Genomic DNA, 24,272 nt, shown 5'->3' on the forward strand with positions numbered 1-24,272 from the left:
ACCAGCCCGTTTGCCGCGCAGATCGAACTGATCACCAAACGCAACGGCTGCCTACAGGCAACCGCTGGGTTCAACCACAATCTTCATTTAGTGGTCGCTAAAAATAGAACTCTTCAATGACTTATCTTGCTGATGCCGTTCTAACGCCAGTTCAATCAGTGTTGTGATCAACTCTGTAGAACCGACTCCCGTGGCGCGCCAGAGTTTGGGGTACATACTGATATTAGTGAAACCAGGTAGTGTATTGATTTCATTTATAATAACGGTATTTTCTGGCGTTAAAAAGACATCTACCCGTGCCAGACCACGGCATTCAAGCGTACGAAACGCGGCTAATGCTACTGCGCGAATATTGTCGCTGGCTGCATTGTCTATCACTGCAGGGATAACCACCTGAGCACCGGTTTCATTAATATACTTGGTATCGTAGGAGTAAAATTCATCACTGACGACCACTTCACCACACAGGCTAGCTCGAGGGTTATCATTACCCAGTACCGCACATTCAATCTCGCGCCCAACAATAGCTGATTCAACTAATACCTTATGGTCAAAATCAAACGCAAGCGTAACAGCCTGCTGGTATTCAGCCGCATTGCGTACTTTACTCACCCCAACCGAGGAGCCTTGATTTGCCGGTTTGATAAATAAAGGTAAGCCAAGTTTTGCCGTTATCTGCTCAAAACTGTAATTATCTTTATTTGTCCGTGTCAGCGTAATAAAAGGGGCAATATTCAACCCGGCATCACGCAGTAACCGCTTGGTGAGATCTTTATCCATGCTGACCGCAGATCCCAGCACGCTGGACCCAACGAAGGGGATATTGGCCATGCGCAGCAAGCCTTGCAAAGAACCATCCTCGCCTAATGTACCGTGTACTATCGGGAAAATAACATCCAGTTGCGCCAATGCTGTGGCATTATCCGCCGCAATCAGTTGCTGGCGCTCTTGACCGGGAATCAACGCTACATTTCTGTTTGAGTGATTCAGGGAGATCAGCGCTGGATTCTCTGCATTTAACAAATAGCTGGATGCATCGTTAACATGCCATTTCCCCTGTTTATCAATACCCAGTAGCGTGACATCAAACTTTTCCTTATCAATCGCCTCTACGATGTTTTTAGCCGACTGCAACGACACTTCATGCTCAGCCGATTTACCACCAAAAATCACACCAACCCGCAATTTCGACACACAGTATTCCTTCTTAAAATCTGGCACTTAAAGGTGCAACAACCCAGTGAAATCTCACCTCACACTAATACAATCTTTGTCTGCTTAACTAATGGTTTTTAAGATTTATACAGAATTTTCTCACTCCGCGACAGGGAATAAACATCATCAATATCAGTATGTAATTCTATCGTTGATGAATACCACCCTATTTATTCATATCAAGATAACCACCGCGATGAGTCATAATTATCCTAATCAAAACACCAACTAATTACGTATATAACAGAATTGAATACTGTTATTGGTTTTTTTTTGCATTTTGTCATTTATTTTTAATAAAAAACCATTAAATTCGACAAGGTCGAAAAATGTTAGTTATATGATTAACCTTCACCTCATAAAATTCATTATTAGATAATGAATGGAAACTATATATTATGCGAAATTATATAATGGCTACCCTACTCCTTTCCGCTACCTTTGTTGTTAACGCCCAATCTGTTACCCTTGCAGCGCCACAAATTATTGCCCACCGTGCAGGAACGGCTGATGCGCCAGAAAATACCTTACCGGCTATCGATAAAGCACTGTCTAATGGTGCTGACGCCATATGGATTACATTACAACTATCGAAAGATAATATTCCGGTATTGTATCGCCCTATAGACCTCAAAGAGTTGACAGATAAGTCCGGTACCATCTCAGGTTATACTGCACAACAACTGGCTAAAGTGGATGCGAGCGTTGCCTATGATAAGAAACATCATATTCAACCGAAGGCTGGCACACACACAGGTATTCCCACACTTGATGAAGTGCTGAAGAAGTATCCTGACACGACATTCTATCTGGACATTAAATCGCCCGATGCCAACCCAATAACCTTTGCCAAAGCCCTAAAAGAGACGCTTACCGCAACCAGCAAAGGAGAAAAAGATCGCTTCGTACGTACCCGAGTTTACTCTACGGATGATAACTATCTGGAAGCACTGGATAAAGTGAATGAAACCAGTGATATCTCACATAAAATCAATCGATTTGAAAGCCGCAACTTTACTCGGACTCAATTAGCTAATATTACGATGGATCATAAATGTGAATTGCCAGCAGATAATAAAGAACGTTGGTATGGTTTAGAGTTACATCGCAAAGTACAAGTGGTAGAAAAATACACGTTGGGCGAAGGGCGTTCTGATGCAGTATTAAGTTGGGATAAAGAGGCGATGGATTGTTTTAGAAGGAATACCAACGCACATATTATTTTCTTCGGCATCAATACTCCCGAAGATTATAAAAAAGCGAGGGAATTACAGGCAAATGGAGTTATGGTTGATTCTCCTGCACTTTTTAAAAGTATAGTGAGTAAGTAAGAATAAATAAGTAAAGAACAACCACAATGGTATAGACGTAAATCAGAAAATGAAAAAACAGCATTATCGACGTAGACTAATCAGCCACGAATAGCACTAAAGCGTAAATACCCCCCTGGTCAACACTGAGTTGGCTGGGGGGTTATGTCTAAATTTGCTTGTCGTGCATATAACCACGTTTTATACAGAATGCTCGGCATTAAAGCATCGTAATCTATAACACATCTTATAGGATACGGTATTGATCCAATTTTTTCTGGCGAGCGGCTTCCTTAGCCAAGCGCTTCTTACGAGAATCACAAGGCTCAGGGCAATCACATACTTTCTCCATCCCCAAACCCGTTATTCCTCCGCAACTGCCCTGTAAGGTTTTACGTTTTACGATATAACCTAACGACATCCCGCCGATGGCCAATAGAAAAAAGACAAAGGATGCGATAAAAACAGTCAACATATCCTCTCCTATCAAGGCCGTTTTTGCAGATAAGGTTTGAACGCATCAGAATAGCGTTCCTCAAAACCTTCATCGGTTTTTACTATCATAAACACTGGAATACCCAGTAAATTAGCGAGTGCCATCCCTCTTTCTGGCCCAAGGACATCTAACCCAGTCGACAGTCCATCTGCGGTCATACAGCTTGGGTCCAAAACAGTAATTGAGACTAATCGGTGGTTAATTGGTCGGCCAGTATCCGGGTCAATCGTATGTGAGTAACGCACACCATTCTGTTCAAAGTAATTACGATAATCCCCTGAGGTTGCTATTGCCATACGTCCAGGTTCGATAACCTCTTGAGCACTTTGCGCAGAACCTGCGACAGGTTTTTCTATCGCAATGCGCCAAGGTTTATTTTCCCCATTATTGCCACGAGTCCGTACTTCCCCTCCGATATCAACCATATAGTTGGTGATATTTTGCGTTTCCAGATATTCGGCTACAACATCGACCCCATATCCCTTGGCAATAGAGGATAGATCAACATACAACTCAGGGATCCGTTTGAGCAAGGCACCATTTTCTACGGCCAGATTATTAATACCGACCCATGCCCGACGTTTGGCAATTTCAGCCTCAGTAGGAACAACATCTGGCCGCCCTTCAGGACCAAAGCCCCATAAGTTAACCAAAGGTCCGACGGTGACATCCAGCGCACCATCGGTCAGGCGATTAATGCGAATAGCCTCACGCACGACTTTAGCCGTCGCCGCTGAAACCGCGAAAGGTGTATTCACGGCACGACTTTGATTGAAGCGACTCAATTCAGAGTCGGGCCGATATGTCGACATCTGGTCATTAACCTGTTCCAACTCGCGGTCTATTTCCTGCTGTAACTTCTCTGGGCTGGGTGTGGATGAGTCACTCATATACTTAATTGAATATGAAGTTCCCATGGTTTTACCTTCGAGATTCACTTGCTCAGGACCACATCCTGTGAGCAGCAAAATCCCCACCACTGCCATGAACCAATGTGTTATCTGTTTCTGCACAATATCCCCAATTGCAGTAAAAAGCCGTGTAATGGCAAATCAGCCACCAAAATCATCAAGCATAATATTGTCGTCTTCCACACCGAGATCCTTCAGCATCTTGATAACTGCCACATTCATCATCGGAGGGCCACACATATAGAATTCACAATCTTCCGGTGCCGGATGATTTTTAAGGTAATTTTCTAACAACACGTTATGAATGAAGCCGGTATATCCCGTCCAATTATCTTCCGGCTGTGGGTCTGATAATGCAACGTGCCAACGGAAATTATCATTCTCAGCCTGTAACTGGTCAAAATCTTCTTCATAGAACATTTCACGCCGTGAACGCGCACCATACCAAAAACTGATTTTACGCTTCGAATGTAGCCGCTTAAGCTGATCAAAAATATGCGAGCGCATCGGTGCCATACCCGCCCCACCGCCAATAAAGACCATCTCGGCATCGGTATCTTTGGCAAAAAACTCACCAAATGGACCAGAGATAGTCACCTTATCACCGGGTTTTAGTGACCAGATATAAGAGGACATAATGCCCGGCGGTGCATCAGGAACTGACGGTGGTGGCGTGGCAATACGCACGTTAAGCATGATAATGCCACGCTCTTCCGGGTAGTTTGCCATCGAGTAGGCACGCACCGTTGGTTCAACGACCACTGACTCGAACCGGAACAGATTGAATTTATCCCAATCACCGCGATATTCATCAGGCACATCGAAGTCCGCGTATTTAACAGTATGCGGTTCGGCCTCTATTTGGATAAAACCACCGGCACGGAATGGCACCACTTCACCATCTGGAATCTTCAGTTTCAGTTCTTTGATAAATGTGGCTTTATTATCATTAGAGATAACTTCACACTCCCACTTTTTCACCCCAAAGATTTCTTCTGGCAATTCAATTTTCAGATTTTGCTTAACGCTAACCTGGCAAGCTAACCGGCAGCCTTCTTTCGCTTCACGCTTTGAGATATGTGAAAGTTCCGTCGGCAGGATATCCCCGCCACCTTCTTTAATTGTCACGCGGCACTGCCCGCAGGAACCGCCACCACCACAAGCTGAAGAAACGAAAATACCTTGGCTGGAAAGCATGTTGAGCAGCTTATCCCCTGCCGGAACGGTAAAACTTTTGTCCGCATCATCATTAACATCAACGGTAATATCACCGGTATTCACCAATTTTGATTTGGCAAATAGAATCATCACCGTCAATGCCAGTACGATGAGGGTGAACATCACTACGCCCAGAATTATTTCCATGAATTATTCCTGCCTTTATAAATTCACACCGGAGAAAGACATAAACCCTAAGGCCATCAATCCGGTTGTGATAAAGGTGATCCCTAACCCCTGTAAGCCCGCAGGCACATTGGCATATTTCATTTTTTCGCGAATACCTGCGAGGGCCACAATCGCCAGCATCCAACCGATACCCGAACCAAAGCCATAAACGATGGACTCAGGGAAGTTGTAATCTCGTTGCGCCATAAAGGAGACGCCGCCGAAGATGGCGCAGTTGACGGTGATCAGTGGCAGGAAAATACCCAATGCGTTATAAAGTGCCGGGAAATAGCGATCGAGAATCATCTCCAACACCTGCACTATGGCAGCAATAACACCAATAAAGGTGATGAAGTTGAGGAAACTAAGATCAACCCCTTCAACCAATGCGCCATCACGCAGCACCAGGTTATAAACCAGATTATTCGCAGGTACTGAGATACCCAATACCACCGTTACCGCGATACCAAGGCCAAAGGCAGTCGACACTTTCTTGGAAACAGCGAGGAAAGTACACATCCCCAAAAAGAATGCTAACGCCATATTCTCCACAAACACCGCGCGGACAAACAGACTGATGTAATGTTCCATCGTCAATTACTCCTTCTCAATCTGCGCAGGTTTCAGGGTACGTAGACCCCAAATCAGCAAACCAATGATAAAGAATGCGCTTGGTGCCAACAGGAACAATCCGTTCGGCTGATACCACCCGCCGTTCTGGACGGTTTCAAATACTGTTACTCCAAATAATTTGCCGGAGCCAATCAGTTCGCGAACAAAACCCACCAACACCAGCACTACGCCGTAACCCAAACCATTACCAATACCATCCATAAAGCTTTCAATCGGCGGCGATTTCATCGCATAAGCTTCAGCACGCCCCATCACAATACAGTTAGTAATAATCAGGCCGACAAATACGGATAGCTGTTTGGATATCTCATAGGCATAAGCCCGTAAGATCTGATCGACCACAATCACCAGCGAGGCAATAATCACCATCTGAACAATGATGCGCACGCTGTTTGGAATATGATTGCGAATCAGTGAGATAAAGAAACTGGAGAACGCCGTTACCAAGGTAACGGCCAGCGTCATCACTAATGCGGTTTCCAGCTTGGTGGTCACCGCCAGCGCGGAACAAACGCCAAGGATCTGTAAGGCTATCGGGTTGTTATCAAATAACGGCCCAAATAAAACCCGTTTAATCTCTTTGCTATCAGCCATTTTTTAACGCTCCTTCGCGCACTTTTTTCAGGAACGGGCCAAAGCCGTTTTCACCGAGCCAAAAATCAAAGCTGTTTTGCACCCCATTAGAGGTCAAGGTTGCACCTGACAGACCATCGATCGCATGAGGATCATTAGCCGGTGCGCGCCCTTTAACAATCCGAATAGCCGGTTGGCCTTGCTCGTCAAATAGCCGCTTACCAATCCATTGATTACGCCAAATTGGGTTCTCAACCTCGCCTCCCAGCCCTGGGGTCTCACCCTGATCGTAGTAGGTGATACCACGCACCGTTTTGCCGTCAGTGTCGATGGCAACAAAGGCATACATCATTGACCACAGACCGGAGCCATAAACAGGGAGAACTATCTTGTTGATTTGCCCGCTTTCACCACGTACCAGATAAATTTCAACGACATTCGCGCGCCGGCGGATGCCAGCAATATCCTGTGCGGGCGTCAGGGCAATGCTCATTTGGTCACTACGCAGTGCCTGAGCACGATCAAAGGTTGCCGGATCTTGTTGAATAAACGCACCGCTTTGCAAATCCAGCAGCCGTGGTTCAATGCGCAGCGCAAATTCCCGCTGAACGTCTTCTGCCGGCATTCTTGGTTGCAACAAACCCGCCACCGCTAGAATATTGCGCTGTTTGTCTAATAGCCGTTGCTCCTGCTGCTTGGCTTTCAAACCAACAGCCGCACCAGAAACCACCACAGAACACACCAGACAGAGCACAATTACCACCAGCAACGTTTTGCTGATGCTGTCATTATTTCTTGGTTTATCACTCGCCACGCGCTTTCCTCCGCTTGATGTTGGCCTGAACAACCACATAGTCAAACAGCGGTGCAAACAGGTTGGCGAACAGGATCGCCAGCATCATTCCTTCGGGATAAGCTGGATTAGCGACGCGGATTAACACACACATCGCACCAATCAAGCCGCCATACCACCATTTCCCTTTATTGGTAAAGGAAGCCGACACTGGGTCGGTCGCCATAAAGATCATCCCGAAAGCGAAACCACCGAGTACCAGATGCCAATACCACGGCATGGCAAATAACGGATTGGTAGTGGAACCAACCCAGTTAAATAGGTAGGCCGTAGCAATCATGCCAATCATGACCCCAGCCACAATCCGCCACGAGGCGATGCGGCCGAAAAGAATAATGGCACCGCCAATCAGGATCATCAGCGTAGAGACCTCGCCAATAGATCCGGGAATATTACCGAGGAAAGCATCCATCCACGTAATAGGCTGATTAGTAATGGTATTAACCAAACTGTGGCTACCGTTGACACTCCATTGTGACAATGGAGTTGCACCAGAAAAACCATCAGCGGCAGTCCACACCAAATCACCGGATATCTGTGCCGGATAAGCAAAGAATAGGAAAGCACGCCCAGCCAGTGCCGGGTTGAGGAAGTTACGTCCAGTGCCACCAAAAATCTCTTTACCAATAACCACACCGAAAGAGATCCCAAGTGCTGCTTGCCATAATGGCAATGTGGGAGGGACTATCAGGGCAAACAGAATCGAGGTGACAAAGAAACCTTCGTTGATTTCATGCTTGCGGACAATAGAGAATACCACTTCCCAAAAACCACCGACCACAAACACAACGGCATAGATAGGCAGAAAATAAACCGCCCCCAGCACCATTTTGCTTGCCCAGCCAGCATCTGGAGCCAATGACGCCCCTAGCATTTGTGCCAACCAGTAATGCCAGTCACTGGCTATAACCTGTTGCAGTTCCGCGCCACTGTAGAGTTGGTTTAGCGCCGGGATAGCCTGTAGCCCTACGTTATACATGCCCCAGAACATGGCTGGGAATACCGCCAGCCATACCAGAATCATCATCCTTTTCAGGTCGATTGCATCTCGTACATGGGAAGCACCCGGTGTTACTTTGCCCTGCGTATAGAAAATAGTGGCTGCGGCTTCATATAGCGGATAGTACTTCTCTAATTTGCCACCCGCTTCAAAGTGGTGCTCTATTTTCTCAAGAAAATTTTTCAGGCCCATCAGTTATCCTTCCTGCTCAATCTGGGTCAATATGTCGCGCAGTGCCGGACCGTATTCGTACTTACCGGGGCAGACAAATGTACATAAAGCCAAATCTTCTTCATCTAACTCCAGGCACCCTAGCGCTTGCGCGCTGTCGGTATCACCGGATAACAGATCACGCAACAAATGGGTTGCCAGGATATCCAGTGGCATCACCCGCTCATAGTTGCCAATAGGCACCATAGCGCGCTCCCCGCCGTGCATGTCGGTTGAGAAAGCAAACAGTTTGCGTTTGAAGAAATGGCCCAGCGTGGTGCGGGTGATCGAATATTTATCGCGACCTGGCATTACCCAACCAAATAGTTCTTTTTCTCGCCCTTCGCGGATAACCGATACTTGCTGGTGGAAACGGCCCAAATAACCATGAGTTGCGGAGAAAGCCGTGCCGCTGAGGACTGAACCAGAGATAATACGGTTCTCCCCCTCTTTTAACTTAGCCGCGGTTAATTCAGCCAGGCTGGCACCCAAACGGGTACGCACTAATACCGGTTGATTTACCTGTGGACCCGCCAGCGCAACGATGCGGTCAGTACAGAGTTCACCACGGGTAAATAATTTACCGATAGCAATCACATCCTGATAACCCACATGCCACACCATTTTACGCAAGCTCACCGGTTCAAGAAAATGGATGTGGGTACCAACCAGACCCGCAGGATGGGGGCCGGAGAATTCATTATAAGTTATCTGGGCATTAGAATGGTTGGCAACCACCTGCCCCGGGGCATGGCCCACATGCACCTTGCCTTCAGTTAGACGCGTAAGAACAGTTAAACCGTGCTTAAAGGCGTCTGACTCAGTGGCAATAATGACCTGCGGATTGGCTGCCAGCGGTTGGGTATCCATTGCACTGACAAAAATAGCGCGTGGGCGACTACTAGGAACAGGGGTTTTACTAAACGGGCGGGTTCTGAATGCGGTCCATAAACCAGACGCCAGTAATAGGCTTTGCACCTGTTCATTGCTCAGATGATTAAGGTCCGCTGCATCATAGTGTGGGAAAGGTACTTGCTCATCCCCTTCAATCTCTATCACAACAGATTGTAGCACCCGGCGTTCACCACGATTAATAGCGCTAATTCTGCCACTGGCGATCGCAGTAAAGGTCACCCCTGGATTTTTTTTATCTTCAAAGAGCGCCTGGCCTTTCTTAACCCAATCACCTTCTTGCACCAACATTGAGGGGCGCATGCCCACATACTCTTCACCGAGCAGAGCCACATGACGAATAGCAGGACCATCCTCTATCACCTGCACAGGTGCTCCGGCGATGGGTAGGTCGAGTCCTTTCTTTATTTTAATCATAGGTTTGAGCGACTTTATTAGTTATATCAAATGCTGTACTTAGCCCAGAGCGTACAGCCACATAAAGATAAGATACTTTCATGGTTCAGTTAAACGACGGTTTAATACCCAGTCAATTAGATAAACATAAACGCTAATTGAAAGCATCGCGGTAATGAGTACTGATACCCACATTGAATGATTTCAGGGTAAAATGGCTGTTATAACGATTACATGTGCAAGCCATCAGCAGTGGACGATTTTAGCATTTTCATTCCGCACTGTCTGACAAATGCAGTGACCTGGGTCAAGCAAACACGAATATTTTACGGCTAATTTATCTATCCACTCGGTAAAACCGTATCGTTAATTCATGTTTACCGACTTTGTGGTTATTTTATACAAAACATATATTGCTAAAATTTTTCCGACTGATAATCTGCGCCTATAAATCGAAAAATGCAGTGGCATAATTTACATAATATAAGTAGGAATAATAAATGGGCAAAATCGCACGGTTGTTTGCGATGCTTACGTTTGTGGTGATAATTGGTTTGCCTGCGGTATCCTTCACCAGCTCAGCCAGTGAGCCTGTGGCAGTATCCAAAGAGCTAAAACAACAATTACTCGGGTCATCGGTCTATATTCAGATTTTCAAAGAAGAACGTACCCTGGAATTATACGCCAGGCTACAAGGTGAATATCGTTTAGTGCAAAGCTATCGCATCTGTGAATTTTCAGGTGGCCTTGGCCCAAAACGCCGTGAAGGGGATTTTAAAAGCCCGGAAGGTTTTTACAGTATTGATATGCGCCATTTAAAACCTGACAGTAAGTTTTATCGGGCAATCAATATTGGCTTCCCAAATGATTATGATAAGTCGCAGGGTTATTCAGGGAAATATCTGATGATCCACGGCGCTTGCAAATCAATCGGCTGTTATGCAATGACCGATGCCTATATGGACGAGATATTTAACTACGTGCAAACGGCATTTATCTTTGGTCAGGAAAAAGTGGATATCAGTATCTATCCATTCCGTATGACTGAACAAAATATGCAACGCCACCGTAACTCGTCGGATTACAGCTTCTGGCGGCAATTGCAGCCGGGATATGCCTATTTTACCAAAAACCGGATGCCCCCATCCGTTGCAGTGATCAACGGGCAGTATGTACTCAGCCGCCCGCCAGTCTCCAATGCACCGGTATCGCAATATGCGCTCACCAAATCAAATTCGCTCACCAAAACAGAATAATGCAAATTCACCTGGTGCAATTTTGTGCCAGGTTTCATTACCTGTCAGGGGTTGAGTCGCAATCACCGTGACCACATCTTTGGGTGTGGTCTGGCGTTGAAAATCTATCTCAACATCTTGATCCAGTAAGGTCGCTTTACCAAAAGGTGCCCGGCGCGTAATCCAATACAGATTGGTCGAACAGAACGCCATCACAAAACGCCCATCCGAGAGCAACATATTAAAGACCCCTTTGGCCCGCAACTGCTCACATAGGGTAGCGATATAGCGGAATACCGCTGGCCAGTTACTGGGAGTACGAGGGTAGCGCTTTGCCAATTGATTAAGTAGCCAGCAGAAAGCATATTCGCTGTCAGTCTGACCGATAGGCCGGAAAGTACCGGTCTCTAATTGACGATAACCTTTAAGTTGGCCGTTATGGGCATACGTCCAGTTTCGTCCCCACATTTCGCGGGTAAAAGGGTGGGTATTCTCTAACGCCACTTCACCGCGATTTGCCTGACGGATATGAGAAACCACCGCACAGGATTTTATCGGGTAGTCTTGTACCAAACGGGCTATGGGTGAATTAAAACTGGGTTGGGGATCTTTAAACGTGCGGCAACCATTACCTTCATAAAAGGTAATACCCCAGCCATCTTTATGTGGGCCAGTCCCCCCGCCCCTTTGCACTAGGCCGGTAAAGCTAAAGCAAATATCCGTGGGAACATTTGCGCTCATCCCGAGCAATTCGCACATAACCAACCTCCCGCGTATATCTTAGCTCTTGGTGTTGCAGCGTTGTAGCTGCTCTCGCTCACCGTCTAGGTGATCAACGAGATTGATAATACCGTTGATCACCACGACATATCAGGCTTTAACCATCTCTTTTTCAATCAATTGAATCAAGATATGAATCACTTTGATATGAATTTCCTGAATGCGATCGGCATAACCAAAATGGGGAACCCGAATTTCGATATCTGCCGTACCCGCCATTTTGCCACCGTCTTTACCCGTCAGGGTGATCACCTTCATCCCTTTGGCACGAGCAGCATCAATCGCCTTAATGACATTAGCTGAATTACCGGAAGTGGAAATACCGAGTAATACATCCCCTGCGCGGCCGACGGCTTCAACATAACGAGAGAAGATATAGTCATAACCAAAATCATTACTAACACAAGAGATATGGCTAACATCTGAAATAGCAATCGCCGGATAACCTGGACGATTCTCGCGGTAGCGGCCGGTCAACTCTTCGGCAAAATGCATGGCATCACAATGGGAACCGCCATTACCGCATGACAAGACTTTACCGCCAGCCTTAAAAGAATCAGCCAATAATACGGCTGCGCTCGCAATAGCATTGATATTGCTATCATCTTTCAAAAAGTTTGCCAGTGTGTCTGCTGCTTCATTCAATTCACTGCGGATTAAATCCTGGTACATGGGAGCCTCTTTATAGTTCTATGGCATCGATATTCATCAGCCGTCAGTGTACCGGATAGCATAAACAGCGAGAAGCACTGTAATGAATAAGACATAAGAGTTTTAACTATTAATGCGGGCAGTTTGTGAGATGAGTTGTAAATAACATGTAATGGTATTGATAAAAATAATGAGATGGACTACAACAAATGTATCTCTCAACAGGTCAGACCTCCTACATCTCAGGAGCTTCACTATGATGGTTCTTAGCATTGTTGCCTTACTGGTTCTTATTGGTGTGCTGTTCTATCACCAGGTGAACCTCTATCTCAGTAGTTTGATTCTTGTCGTTTACACCGCCGCGATGGGAGCGTTGCAGTTATGGTCATTCTGGGCATTATTGCCTCTGGTGATTGTTTTGCTACCCCTGACGCTGACCCCACTGCGCCAGTCACTGTTTTCTGCACCAGCATTGCGCATGTTCCGTAAAGTCATGCCTGCGATGTCACGCACCGAAAAAGAAGCGATTGATGCAGGTACCACTTGGTGGGAAGGTGATTTATTCCAGGGCCAGCCTGACTGGAAGAAACTGCATAACTACCCAAAACCGCAGTTAACTGCCGAAGAACAAGCTTTTATTGATGGGCCGGTAGAAGAAGCCTGTCGTATGGCTAATGACTTCCAAATTACCCACGAACTGGCTGACTTGCCACCAGAACTGTGGGCGTATCTGAAAGAACACCGCTTCTTTGCGATGATCATTAAGAAAGAGTACGGCGGCCTTGATTTCTCAGCTTATGCTCAGGCACGTGTACTGCAAAAACTGTCTGGCGTGTCTGGCATTTTGGCCATCACTGTTGGTGTACCTAACTCTCTCGGCCCCGGCGAATTGCTGCAACACTACGGCACTGAAGAGCAAAAAAATCATTATTTGCCTGGTTTGGCTCGTGGCGACGAGATCCCTTGTTTCGCCCTAACCAGCCCAGAAGCGGGTTCTGATGCCGGCGCAATCCCAGATACCGGCACCGTCTGTATGGGCGAATGGCAAGGTAAGCAGGTACTGGGCATGCGCCTGACCTGGAATAAACGCTATATCACCCTCGCCCCGATCGCCACAGTGCTCGGGCTGGCGTTCAAACTGTCTGACCCTGAACATCTGTTGGGCGATACCGTTGATTTAGGCATCACCTGTGCGCTGATCCCAACCAACACCCCTGGGGTGGAAATTGGTCGTCGTCACTTCCCACTGAATGTGCCATTCCAAAATGGCCCGACCCGTGGCAACGATATCTTTGTGCCGATTGATTACATCATCGGCGGGCCAAAAATGGCTGGGCAGGGCTGGCGCATGCTGGTGGAATGCCTGTCTGTTGGCCGCGGGATTACCTTGCCGTCCAATGCCACTGGTAGCTTAAAAAGTGTGGCGATGGGGATCGGTGCTTACGCCTATATTCGTCGTCAGTTCAAAATCTCAATCGGTAAAATGGAAGGGATTGAAGAGCCGTTGGCACGAATCGCCGGTAATGCTTATGTGATGGACGCGGCGGCAACCTTAATTACCAGCGGTATTATGCTAGGTGAGAAACCGGCGGTGTTATCCGCTATCGTTAAATATCACTGTACCCACCGTGGTCAACGCGCTGTGATGGATGCCATGGATATTGCCGGCGGTAAAGGGATCTGCCTTGGTCCGGCCAACTTCGTAGCCCGTGGCTACCAAGGTGCCCCTATCGGTATCACCGTTGAAGGCGCTAACATTCTGACCCGTAGCATGATTATCTTCGGCCAGGGGGCAATCCGTTGCCATCCGTTTGTTCTGGATGAAATGGCAGCAGCACAATCTAATGATGTTGCCGCCTTCGATAAAGCGCTGTTCGGTCATTTGGGCCATGTGGGTAGCAGCAAAATCCGTAGTTTCTGGTTGGGGCTGACCAATGGCCGCACCAGTGCCACACCAACCAAAGACAGCACTCGCCGTTATTACCAGCATCTGAACCGCCTGAGCGCCAATTTAGCTTTACTGTCTGATGTCTCAATGGGGGTGTTGGGTGGCAGCCTGAAACGTCGTGAACGTATCTCTGCCCGTCTGGGGGATATTCTCAGCCAAATGTATCTGGCATCAGCAACGTTGAAACGCTATGAAGACGAAGGCCGCCAAAAAGAAGATCTGCCGCTGGTTCATTGGGGTGTGCAGGATGCCCTGCATCAGGCAGAGCAGGCTCTGGATGATTTACTGCGTAACTTCCCAAATGGCGTTATTGCCGGGTTAATGCGGTTGGTGGTCTTCCCGTTTGGTCGCGTACATCAGGCACCGTCAGACCTGTTGGACCATCAACTGGCGCAGTTACTGCAAGTACCGTCAGCAACCCGCAGCCGTATTGGTCGTGGTCAGTATCTGACACCGAGCGAGTTTAATCCAGTAGGTTTGCTGGAAGCCGCTTTGCAAGATGTGATTGCAGCAGAGCCAATTCATAAGCGCCTGAGTAAAGAAGCGGGTAAAAGCCTGCCATTTACTCGCCTGGATGTGCTGGCAAAAAATGCGCTGGCTGAAGGGAAAATCAATGTTGAAGAGGCCGCTATTTTGACTAAAGCAGAAGAGAGTCGCCTGCGCTCAATTAATGTCGATGAGTTTGCAGCCGATGCCTTGGCAGCCAAGCCCGCACTAAAGCAGCCAACCAAACAACGGCAAACTGAAGCAGCGTAATAAATAAGTCTTATTGATGTTAGTGTCTACTCAAGCCTCCGATTCAGGAGGCTTTTTTTATCCTCTTTCAGCACCACAATCATCAAGCAGGCCTCTAATAATTAGCCCGAATTGCTCAGGTTTCCCGCTAAACAGCACATTATCAGGCTGAATTGTTAACAACTGGCGACGTAGGCTATTACGCCACTCAATATCGGTGATCAGCCGCACGGTAACCGCAATATACTCAGCCAAATCATGTGCAATCAACTCCTCAGATAATCCCAGCCGACGGAACAATCCCTCATCGATATGTTCGTGTACTTCAGCCCCACTCAGGCAAACACCGGGTAACCCCTGACGCACAGTATCGACGATGCCATTGGTATTGCCGAAAGGAAAAGGATTAATAAACAGGTCACACTGATTAATGACCAATAAATAGTCCTGATAGGCCAAATGCTCATAGATTTTAGCTTGAGGGATAACAGCATTAACGGCTTTTTCCATCACTCGATGGGTAATTCCCCAGCAAAAACCCACCAAAAAATGAAATATCACCGGCGTTGATGTTTGCCGGGCAATCTCAGCACAGGTATCGATAAAGCGAGGGTTAATTTTCATCGCCGAGGCACAAACCGCGATATGTACCGCTGGGCGCTCATCGAAATGTTGTATCGGTTCCGGCTGGCAAATATTGGCAGGCGGCACATAGGGCAGACAGTCCTTGGGTAACGCAACCACTTTTTCGGAGAAACACTGAGGATCCCCCAGATAATCCTCTTCCACTAATACCGCATCAATATAGCTGGAATGGGTCGTTGCCGGATGGCCTAGTGCCATTATCTGTAAGGGCGCTAAGCGTAAATTAGTCAGTGCAATGGTGAGTGGAAACATCCCGACACTGGGGAAGTAGATAACATCCGGTCGCAATTGTTGCGCCAATGCCACAATAGCCTCAACCGCCCCCGCCCGCTGGACCTCGGTAAAATCATCAAAAACGTCACGGGTGATGGCATCAGTGGCCCCCACAATGGTGACGCCATGGGTGGAAAACTGCTCACGCGCGGCGCGCAACGTACTGGAGTGAGTACGGTAAATAGAATGGCCGCTGTTAAACCACTCCAGGATAACCAGCATCAATGGTTTATCCCGCGCAGGTGGGAGGGAGTGGTTATCAGATAGCCCATTGCGCAGCAGCGTGTTACGTAAGTGAAAATTAATACTGCGTTTTATGGCGTGTTTTGCTGCTCTATCTGCATAACTGCAATGCATATAAACATCGTGCAGGATGCGTTCAGGTAAGCCCTCAAGATTCTCTAGCGTTAGTAGTTTTTCAGGTAACCACTCTAATAGCCGCTCACGTTTCGCATGCCCAGCAGCGCTGGGTAAAATACGTGGCGACAGTAACGCCAGAAACAGTGCCGCGGCCACAGGGGGATTAAATTGCCACAATATATCCGGCTGAAGCGGAATACCCGATTCAGGTAAATACATCAGGCAAAATTTCAGAAAATTATGGTGCTCAAAGCGCAAAGGATGGGCGCATCCCTCCCCCGCTTGATTAAGGTTGGTAATCACATGATCCGCATGGCCAAAAGGTGATGCGGCAAATATCAACGCTATCCAGCGATGGAAATTAATCAGTTGTAAAAAACCTTTATCGGATACCACAAAACCAGGATCAGAAAGTAGGTTGCCAATAGCCGCAGCCAGGCGATTACAGTAATGCTCCTGTTGCTGTACCGATTGATGCTTAAGCGAAAAAACATCCCAGCGGCCATATTGGCGGTCCAGTTGCTCCAACATCAAGACCAGTAATCGCCCCGCCTCCTCATAGCGCCGCACACACACTAAAAACTCGAAATAGGGTAATGAAAATGCGGTCGACTGCTCTACCGCTGATGCTAATTCAGCCGTTTTCTCCACCATTGTCAGCTCACCTTGTCACATCGACATCACGATTTCTCTAGCAAATTTAGAGAGTTAAAAATCCATTACTCCTGACCCGATATTTTAGTCAGGGGGTTCCACTTACCGAGAACATGGGTCCCGCATAGCTCGTGCTCATTGGTAACCTGTTCGGAGGTTATACCCTTAGGAATACAAACCGTGAGGCTGATATGGTCTGTACTATCATGCTCATATTCAGTCAGGATAGAGGGCGGTAAAGTTTGTGTTTCGAGGGCGCCGAGAATTTGATTTCGTCTTATGAGTAACGAGGCTGATTCCCCCCCTCCTGAGACTGAGCTACCTGCGTACTATCTCCAGTCGATTTCTCACCGGGGTTAGGAGCCGACCTGACTTTACCGCCAAAATTATTTTTATTAACAGGTTTGCCATTGATAATCACATTGTCACCAATATTCTCCGGCAAGGTGAAAAACACCGATGGCTTATATGAGCCGGTATTCCCGCCAAGCGTAATGTCAGTTATCGCTGCATAATCATTGAGGAAAATACCATGAGTATTACCGGAACGGCCGTTCACCCTCCCCCCACTAATTGGGCCACCAATATGCACACCATGACCATCACCTGCGGCATCACCATTAATCGTCGTATTGCCGCTGTTGAATACTAGCCCCGTGATCTCCACGCCATGACCATCGCTGGCATTACCGCCTAAGGTGGTGTCATTCAGCGTATTGTTGCCGCCGAACTGAACACCGGTGCCTTTCTCACCGCTAGCATTGCCGGTCACCGTCAGCAGATCATCCGCTGCAGGGCCACTGAGCGAGGCGTTTTCACCAATATCAACACCGGTGCCATTAGTGGTATCGCCTTGCACCACGCTGCCGTTGCCACCTGTCAGATTAGCGGCGAACTCTACCCCCTTACCGTCCGGGCTGTTACCGTTGAGGATGGCGTGGTCCAGATTACTGTCATTTGCCACCTTGATGCCGCTGCCATTAGCTGATGTACCATTAATTGTGCCGCCACTGACTGCCCCTCCAAGCTGGACACCGTTGCCATTCTCCGATTGCCCCCCAATCGTGGTATTACCTTCATTTTGTAGTAAGCCATTAATATCCACCCCGGTGCCGTTAGTGGCATTCCCCGTCAGGGTGGTGTTATCAAGGAGATTGATACCGTCAAGCTGCACGCCGGTGCCATTCTCGCCGGTGGCGTTGCCGGTAACATTGAGCAGGTCACCCAGGCCACCGCCCTCCAGGAGGATTTGTTTACCAATGTCCACCCCGGTGCCGTTAGTGGTATCGCCCTGTACCGCACTGCCATTGCGGCCAGTGAGGTTACCGGCGATCTCCACCCCCTTACCGTCCGGGCTGTTGCCGTTGAGGATGGCGTGGTCCAGATTACTGTCATTTGCCACCTTGATGCCGCTGCCATTAGCTGATGTACCATTAATTGTGCCGCCACTGACTGCCCCTCCAAGCTGGACACCGTTGCCATTCTCCGATTGCCCCCCAATCGTGGTGTTACCTTCATTTTGTAGTAAGCCATTAATATCCACCCCGGTGCCGTTAGTGGCATTCCCCGTTAGGGTGGTGTTATCAAGGAGATTGATACCGTCAAACTGCACGCCGGTGCCATTCTCGCCGGTGGCGTTGCCGGTAACATTGAGCAGGTCACCCAGGCCACCGCCCTCCAGGAGGATTTGTTTACCAATGTCCACCCCGGTGCCGTTAGTGGTATCGCCCTGTACCGCACTGCCATTGCGGCCAGTGAGGTTACCGGCGATCTCCACCCCTTTGCCGTCAGAGCTGTTACCGTTAATGATGGTGTCATTAAGTTGGATATCACCATCAACTTTGACACCCGTACCGCTGTCTGAGGTGCCGCTGACCGTACCGCCAGCGATCGCCCCGTTCAACGCCACCCCGTTGCCGCCAGTGGCAATACCCACCACGCGAGTATTGCCGTTATTCACCAGCGGACCGGCAATATCAACACCGGTACCCTGAGTGGCGCTACCGTTTAGCGTGGTATTATCAAGGGTATTATTACCTTCCAGTTGCACACCGGTGCCTTTATCGCCCATCGCATTACCGTTGACAGCAAACAGATCGTCCGTACCACCACCAGTGAGAGTGGCATCTCTATCGATATACACTCCCGTGCCGTTAACCACTTCACCCTGTACTGCGCTGCCGTGGCTACCTGACAGGCGGCCCACGATCTCCACCCCTTTACCATCCGAACTATTTCCCACCAGCACGGTATCATTCAGCACCGTGTCGCCATTGACGCCAACCCCAGAACCAGTATCGGAGATGCCATTGATGCGGCTGTCATCAAGCACACCATTCATAACTTGAACACCAATGCCACTGGCCGCAGTCCCATTCACCACACTGTCGCTCAGTTGGCCATTAACCCACACACCAATACCGCTGCCGGAAGCAGTGCCGTTCAATACCGTATTGCCTTGATTGGTCAGTGGGCCGATGATATGCAATGCAATACCATCCACAGCCGAGCCATTTAAGCTGGTATTACTTAAATCATTATTGCCATTGAGTTTTATCCCAGTACCGGTATCTGTTGTTGCCACCCCATTTAATGTCAGCAAATCGGTTTCACTGGTGCCGATGACATATAAATTTTCTGCTATATCCATGCCATAACCAACACCATCGGTGCTGCCATTAATAACACTCTGATGGACACCCTTTATATCATTGGCAATCTCTACGCCGATGCCATTAGTACTACTGCCATTGAGCGTGGCATTATCTAACACGGCATGAGTGACAATATTAGAACCCGGCAGTGGATCAATTTTCACACCATTGCCATTAATTGATTCTCCGGTCAGAGTGGTATCAGTAATAGTGGCATTGCCGCTAATGCGCAGACCTTCGGCATGGGTTGAACTCCCGGTGACATTAATATGATTAATTTGATGCTCGGCACTGAAGAGGTGAACACCGGCGCTATCAATACTGGTTCCTTCAATCGTGACCGGGCCGGTACCGTTATTAACCACACCGGAAATAGCAACCCCAATACCTTCGACACTACTGCCGCTAATGAGAGTGTCACCCTCGCCACTTAATATCACGCTATTATTACTGGCAGGAAAGTTAATGCCGACACCGCTGGTTGAGCGCCCTTCCATTTTGAAAGAACCATTATTGTTTATCGTTAACTGAGCTGCATCTGTATGGGTAATACCCCCTCCGCCAGCAGTCGCTGGTGCCCCTTTATTTTCACCGAGGAGAGATAATTGGCTACCTTTAGCAATATTGAGTGTATTCACCCCATTAAAATCAATCCCTTTGCGGGTAGCACCATTGCCTTCTGTCTCGCCTTGAAACGCAATATTCCCTTCAACCGACAAGGTACTATTGGCTCTAAAACCAACGCCTGAGCCCTGCGTCGTATTAAATGCTTTACCGATCATCGAACCATTTTTGGCTTTTATACTGATATTCCCCCCCAAACTTAATGCAGTGCTTAATGAAGTCGGTAAAGCGGCCAGTGTTTCAGAATAAACAGTAACATTCCCCGCAGTAGCATTAAGTTCTACATCAGTAAAATAAACATGTCTCGAACCTTGAGACAGACCATTGATATCAATATTGTGCTCAGTTGATGTCAGCGTCGTATTTAATAGATAGACAGATGCTCGCGTAGCAGCCCCCATATCAGCCTTACCATTTAAGGTGATATTTCCTTGTGCATTAAGATTATTATGTGACGTATTTGAATCCCCTTGAATAAAAATCCCTTCGCCATCAACGGTGGCAACTCCCGTCAGATTAATATCTTTGTTAGCATTAAAAATGGTATTTGGCTTAATCAAAATACCTTCTTTTTCGGAGGTTACATTGGCATTAATATCACCTGTTGTAGCAGTAATATTAGATTCACGTATTGCCAATCCGGCAGAGCTAGTCGAGTTAGAGACAACGTTAACCTCATTTGCTGTGAGATCTAAATTGGCCCAGGTTATGCCTTTTGAACCATTGTTATTTACTGTGAAGTTTCCGTTTTTAGTTTCAATATTAGCCCCATCAATACCAATACCCGCCCCTGAAGTATTGCCATGATTATTGGCTTCTATTGATATATCTTTCCCCGCAGTGATATTTACTTTGTTAGATGAGGTCCCATTTATTGTCACCGCCTCCACAGCGAGTGCTGAGGTATTGGCAACTAATAGTATATCTTGGCCTGCCGTCATCGCACCATTACCGCTGAACCAGAAGGCTTTATGTGCGGCGGAGGTTAAATTGGTTCTAATATCATTTTTAGCAGTAAGAACTGTATTCTTCATCAATATAACCTCATTACCGATGATATTACCATTCATCAAAATATTATCGGCACTGATAGTGACATTATTGAAAGGACTGCCTTTGACCCCACTGATATTTAAATTAAAATCTCCTTCCTGTGCTTTTATATTGGCAAAATCCGCAACAACTGTGGTACCGATTTCCGTTCCTTCATTAACCGCCACCAGCGATATATTACCACCGGCAGTCATATTGACCTGAACACTACTGGAGTTACCACTTATCCTGATGGCATCAGCACCCGCAACTGTAGAGTTCGTGGTTACACCTTTCAGATTAACATCGCCACTGGCATTTATATTAGTGTCACCTGAGATCCACAGCCCTTTATTGGTAGTAGTGGCATCAACATCAATATTACCGGCAGTTGCCGTAAGGTTACTATCTCTAAGTAATAAACCATCAACTCCAGTGATATTGATATTTAATTTAACACTATTTCCATTAACTTGTGATTCCTTTATTCGTAACCCAAGGTTAGTCTGGGTAAAGATATCACCATTGATATCAAATAAAACATTGCCAGACTTAGAATAAATACTGCCATTAATAAAATCCATTCCACCATATGCACTACCATTGGTATTTACCAGGAATGTGATATCTTTATCACCGGTAATGGTTGCATTCGTAAATGTGCCTACCCACGAACTTTTAGAATTAGACTTAAGATCAAATAAAATATTACCCGAACCAGTCAAGACTGAATCCTCAGATATATCAATACCCCGCCACCCTTGCCCATTAGCATTACTACTTTCACCCGCTATACGCGTTTCACCTGCTACAGAAATATTAGCAGCATGACTGATACTCACCCCAATTTGCGATGCCACCCCAGCATTTCCTTCAAGAGTGAGGTTGCCGACATCATATTTCCCACCCATAATAATAATACGAGTCGCACTGTTATCATTGGCATGTTTTGCCAATAAATCCCCTTTATTTAACAACACATCACTATTATTTAATGTAATAACAGAGTCGGCAGTAGAATTACCCGCTAATAAATTAAGATTCAGCTTGCCAAGATTAGCGGTAATATTATTGTTAATAACAACATTGCCGTCAGCATGTAACGTCAGCGTAGCATCGCCACCCGCTGTTTTATTGATATCAGCCTCTAGCGTAATATTGCACCAGCGGCAATTGGTTAAAGTGTGATTAGTGGTAGTCACCGTCACATTGGTGCCGCGATCGAGTTGAGTATTGATACTGCTATTCAATATTTGCGCTACCTTGACCGTCGGAGCGAAAACCTGGGTATTTTTCACATATCCAGCAGGAATGTCCCCAATCTGAACCATTACCCCGCTTTCAGCACCACTACCAACAATACTTACCTCTGCGGGATCAAGTAACCAACTCCCCTGACTACCATGAATAGCCGCAGTATCAACCTGACCAAAAGCCTGTAAATTACGGTTACTGGATGTCTCTACCTGCCCACCATTACCTGACTGTAGCCCACCACGAGCATAAATATTGCCATAGAAGCCAGTGTAATCTTCTGACCAGAGCACGGCGGTACCACCCGACCCGTGGTTTGAAGCAGAAACATCAATATCCGCACCTTTATCCATGACGACTGCTCGGGCATTTTTTATCGCATTATTTTTACCCTGCCAATCGCCCCCGACCAGGACTTTGCCACCGCCCTCAGCCCCGCGAGCATCAATTTTGCTCGTTTCGACCAAATGTATCTTTTCACCTTGCAAGATAACATTCCCGCCACGGCCCTGCGCACTACTGACATCAATAACACCTTGCTGGCTCACCACCCCTTCACTGCCGCCATCGAGGTAAATAACGCCATTTTTTTCAGATAAACTATGCGCCTGCAAAATACCGGTATTATCAATCACAGTATTCATTAACATCTCTTTGCCGCGCGCTGTCAGTTGGATAACCCCGCCATCAGCCTGAATCAGCCCGCCGTTTTGCAACAAAGTACTGACCTGTTCACCCTGGACTTGCACACTCAGCAAGCTGCCGTGATCCAGATTAAGGGTGACACGACTCCCGCTCGCTAATGCTACTTTTCCTTGCGGCGACGCGATAACACCGGAAGCCTGATTATCAACCTGCTGGCCAATCAGCGCGATATAGCCACCAGTGGTGGTGTGCAAATTAGCCTGATTAACCAACTTGCCTTCATGTTTTCGGCTGGTCAACGTATAGCGCCCAGAAACAAAATCCTGATTTGACATGGATTTAGTACTGGCAACCAAACCACCAACATCAACTTGCGCACCTTTTCCAAACAGAATGCCATTCGGATTAAGTAAAAAGACCTGTCCATTCGCTTTTAGGCTGCCATATATCTGCGATGCATCGCGACCAAGCACCCGGTTCAGCGCAATACTCTGCTGCCCTGGCTGGTTATAAATAACGCTGTTCCCCTGCGCGATATCAAAGCTGCCCCAATTGATTGCCAACTTATCGCTTTGCTGAGTCACGGTAAGGGTGGTGTTGTGAACATTCAACACACCTTGACCGCTAATAATATTGCCGTTAACCGGCAGTGAGGGATGGGCGAATACCCGTAGCGGTAATATGCCAAGAGCTAATCCCGTCATGATGGCCAGGTGGCTTAATATTCCAGCTTTTGTATTATTGTCATTAATGACTTTTTTGCCGCCAGACGAAAAGGACCGTCCGTAAGTTCGGGTAAACTCTCCGACAGCAATTAAACATCCCAACCGACGGCAGAAAATAAGTTTGTATAATTTACTGTTCATTATTCACGTCCATTAAATCTG

General features: G+C 47.2%; 16 protein-coding genes. 3 read left to right on the forward strand and 13 right to left on the reverse strand.

The features are described 5' to 3' along the window. Window positions 1–87: 87 nt before the first annotated feature. Window positions 88–1,194, reverse strand: coding sequence for a D-alanine--D-alanine ligase (gene ddlA, locus V1955_RS17260; protein WP_083160129.1), 1,107 nt, complete (start codon window positions 1,192–1,194; stop codon window positions 88–90). 434 nt (window positions 1,195–1,628) lie between these two features. Between ddlA and V1955_RS17265 the strand changes: the two genes are divergently transcribed. Then, window positions 1,629–2,546, forward strand: a complete 918-nt coding sequence (locus V1955_RS17265) for a glycerophosphodiester phosphodiesterase family protein (protein WP_442821221.1) — start codon at window positions 1,629–1,631, stop codon at window positions 2,544–2,546. 226 nt (window positions 2,547–2,772) lie between these two features. On the opposite strand, the gene nqrM is transcribed toward V1955_RS17265, so the two are convergent. The 8 genes from nqrM to V1955_RS17305 are packed head-to-tail and all read right to left on the reverse strand — an operon-like array spanning window position 2,773 to window position 9,916. Continuing rightward, a complete protein-coding gene (nqrM, locus tag V1955_RS17270) occupies window positions 2,773–3,000 on the reverse strand; it encodes a (Na+)-NQR maturation NqrM (protein ID WP_083160133.1) in 228 nt (75 codons plus the stop codon). Between the two features lie 11 nt (window positions 3,001–3,011). Then, window positions 3,012–4,034, reverse strand: a complete 1,023-nt coding sequence (locus V1955_RS17275) for an FAD:protein FMN transferase (protein ID WP_083160136.1) — start codon at window positions 4,032–4,034, stop codon at window positions 3,012–3,014. Between the two features lie 39 nt (window positions 4,035–4,073). Beyond that, the gene (gene nqrF / locus V1955_RS17280) at window positions 4,074–5,297 is read right to left on the reverse strand and encodes an NADH:ubiquinone reductase (Na(+)-transporting) subunit F (protein WP_442821222.1); all 1,224 of its coding nucleotides are present in this window, start codon (window positions 5,295–5,297) and stop codon (window positions 4,074–4,076) included. 15 nt (window positions 5,298–5,312) lie between these two features. Then, the gene (nqrE, locus tag V1955_RS17285) at window positions 5,313–5,909 is read right to left on the reverse strand and encodes an NADH:ubiquinone reductase (Na(+)-transporting) subunit E (RefSeq protein WP_004392325.1); all 597 of its coding nucleotides are present in this window, start codon (window positions 5,907–5,909) and stop codon (window positions 5,313–5,315) included. Window positions 5,910–5,915: 6 nt separating this feature from the next. Next, a complete protein-coding gene (locus V1955_RS17290) occupies window positions 5,916–6,545 on the reverse strand; it encodes an NADH:ubiquinone reductase (Na(+)-transporting) subunit D (RefSeq protein ID WP_083160140.1) in 630 nt (209 codons plus the stop codon). Beyond that, window positions 6,538–7,338 carry a Na(+)-translocating NADH-quinone reductase subunit C gene (locus V1955_RS17295; protein WP_083160142.1) on the reverse strand — a complete coding sequence of 267 codons (801 nt, stop codon included), beginning with the start codon at window positions 7,336–7,338 and terminating at the stop codon, window positions 6,538–6,540. The genes V1955_RS17290 and V1955_RS17295 overlap by 8 nt, the downstream gene beginning before the upstream one ends. Beyond that, window positions 7,328–8,569 carry an NADH:ubiquinone reductase (Na(+)-transporting) subunit B gene (locus V1955_RS17300; RefSeq protein ID WP_083160144.1) on the reverse strand — a complete coding sequence of 414 codons (1,242 nt, stop codon included), beginning with the start codon at window positions 8,567–8,569 and terminating at the stop codon, window positions 7,328–7,330. Before V1955_RS17300 ends, V1955_RS17295 begins: the two co-directional genes overlap by 11 nt. 3 nt (window positions 8,570–8,572) lie before the next feature. Further along, entirely contained in the window at window positions 8,573–9,916 is a 1,344-nt protein-coding gene (locus tag V1955_RS17305; RefSeq protein ID WP_420073270.1) for a Na(+)-translocating NADH-quinone reductase subunit A, read from the reverse strand. A gap of 479 nt (window positions 9,917–10,395) precedes the next feature. Here V1955_RS17305 and dpaA point away from each other — a divergent pair, with 479 nt between their 5' ends. Beyond that, entirely contained in the window at window positions 10,396–11,151 is a 756-nt protein-coding gene (gene dpaA, locus V1955_RS17310) for a peptidoglycan meso-diaminopimelic acid protein amidase (RefSeq protein ID WP_083160149.1), read from the forward strand. Here dpaA and V1955_RS17315 read toward each other — a convergent pair. Together V1955_RS17315 and lpcA are read right to left on the reverse strand one after the other, a co-directional pair. Further along, window positions 11,125–11,889, reverse strand: a complete 765-nt coding sequence (locus V1955_RS17315; protein WP_102970460.1) for a class II glutamine amidotransferase — start codon at window positions 11,887–11,889, stop codon at window positions 11,125–11,127. The genes dpaA and V1955_RS17315 overlap by 27 nt on opposite strands. Window positions 11,890–12,000: 111 nt before the next feature. After that, window positions 12,001–12,582 (reverse strand): D-sedoheptulose 7-phosphate isomerase, encoded by a 582-nt coding sequence (gene lpcA, locus V1955_RS17320; RefSeq protein WP_083160151.1) that lies wholly within the window; start codon window positions 12,580–12,582, stop codon window positions 12,001–12,003. Window positions 12,583–12,817: 235 nt separating this feature from the next. On the opposite strand from lpcA, the gene fadE reads away from it, so the two are divergent. Continuing rightward, window positions 12,818–15,265 carry an acyl-CoA dehydrogenase FadE gene (gene fadE / locus V1955_RS17325; protein WP_442821223.1) on the forward strand — a complete coding sequence of 816 codons (2,448 nt, stop codon included), beginning with the start codon at window positions 12,818–12,820 and terminating at the stop codon, window positions 15,263–15,265. 57 nt (window positions 15,266–15,322) lie between these two features. Here the strand turns inward: fadE and V1955_RS17330 are convergent, their stop codons facing one another. Continuing rightward, window positions 15,323–17,176 (reverse strand): glycosyltransferase, encoded by a 1,854-nt coding sequence (locus tag V1955_RS17330; RefSeq protein WP_372568743.1) that lies wholly within the window; start codon window positions 17,174–17,176, stop codon window positions 15,323–15,325. A 277-nt stretch (window positions 17,177–17,453) separates the two neighbouring features. Then, window positions 17,454–24,251, reverse strand: coding sequence for a two-partner secretion domain-containing protein (locus tag V1955_RS17335; protein WP_442821224.1), 6,798 nt, complete (start codon window positions 24,249–24,251; stop codon window positions 17,454–17,456). Window positions 24,252–24,272: the final 21 nt, after the last annotated feature.

The sequence above is a fragment of the Yersinia sp. 2545 StPb PI genome (assembly GCF_052217125.1).
Classification (GTDB): domain Bacteria; phylum Pseudomonadota; class Gammaproteobacteria; order Enterobacterales; family Enterobacteriaceae; genus Yersinia; species Yersinia enterocolitica_E.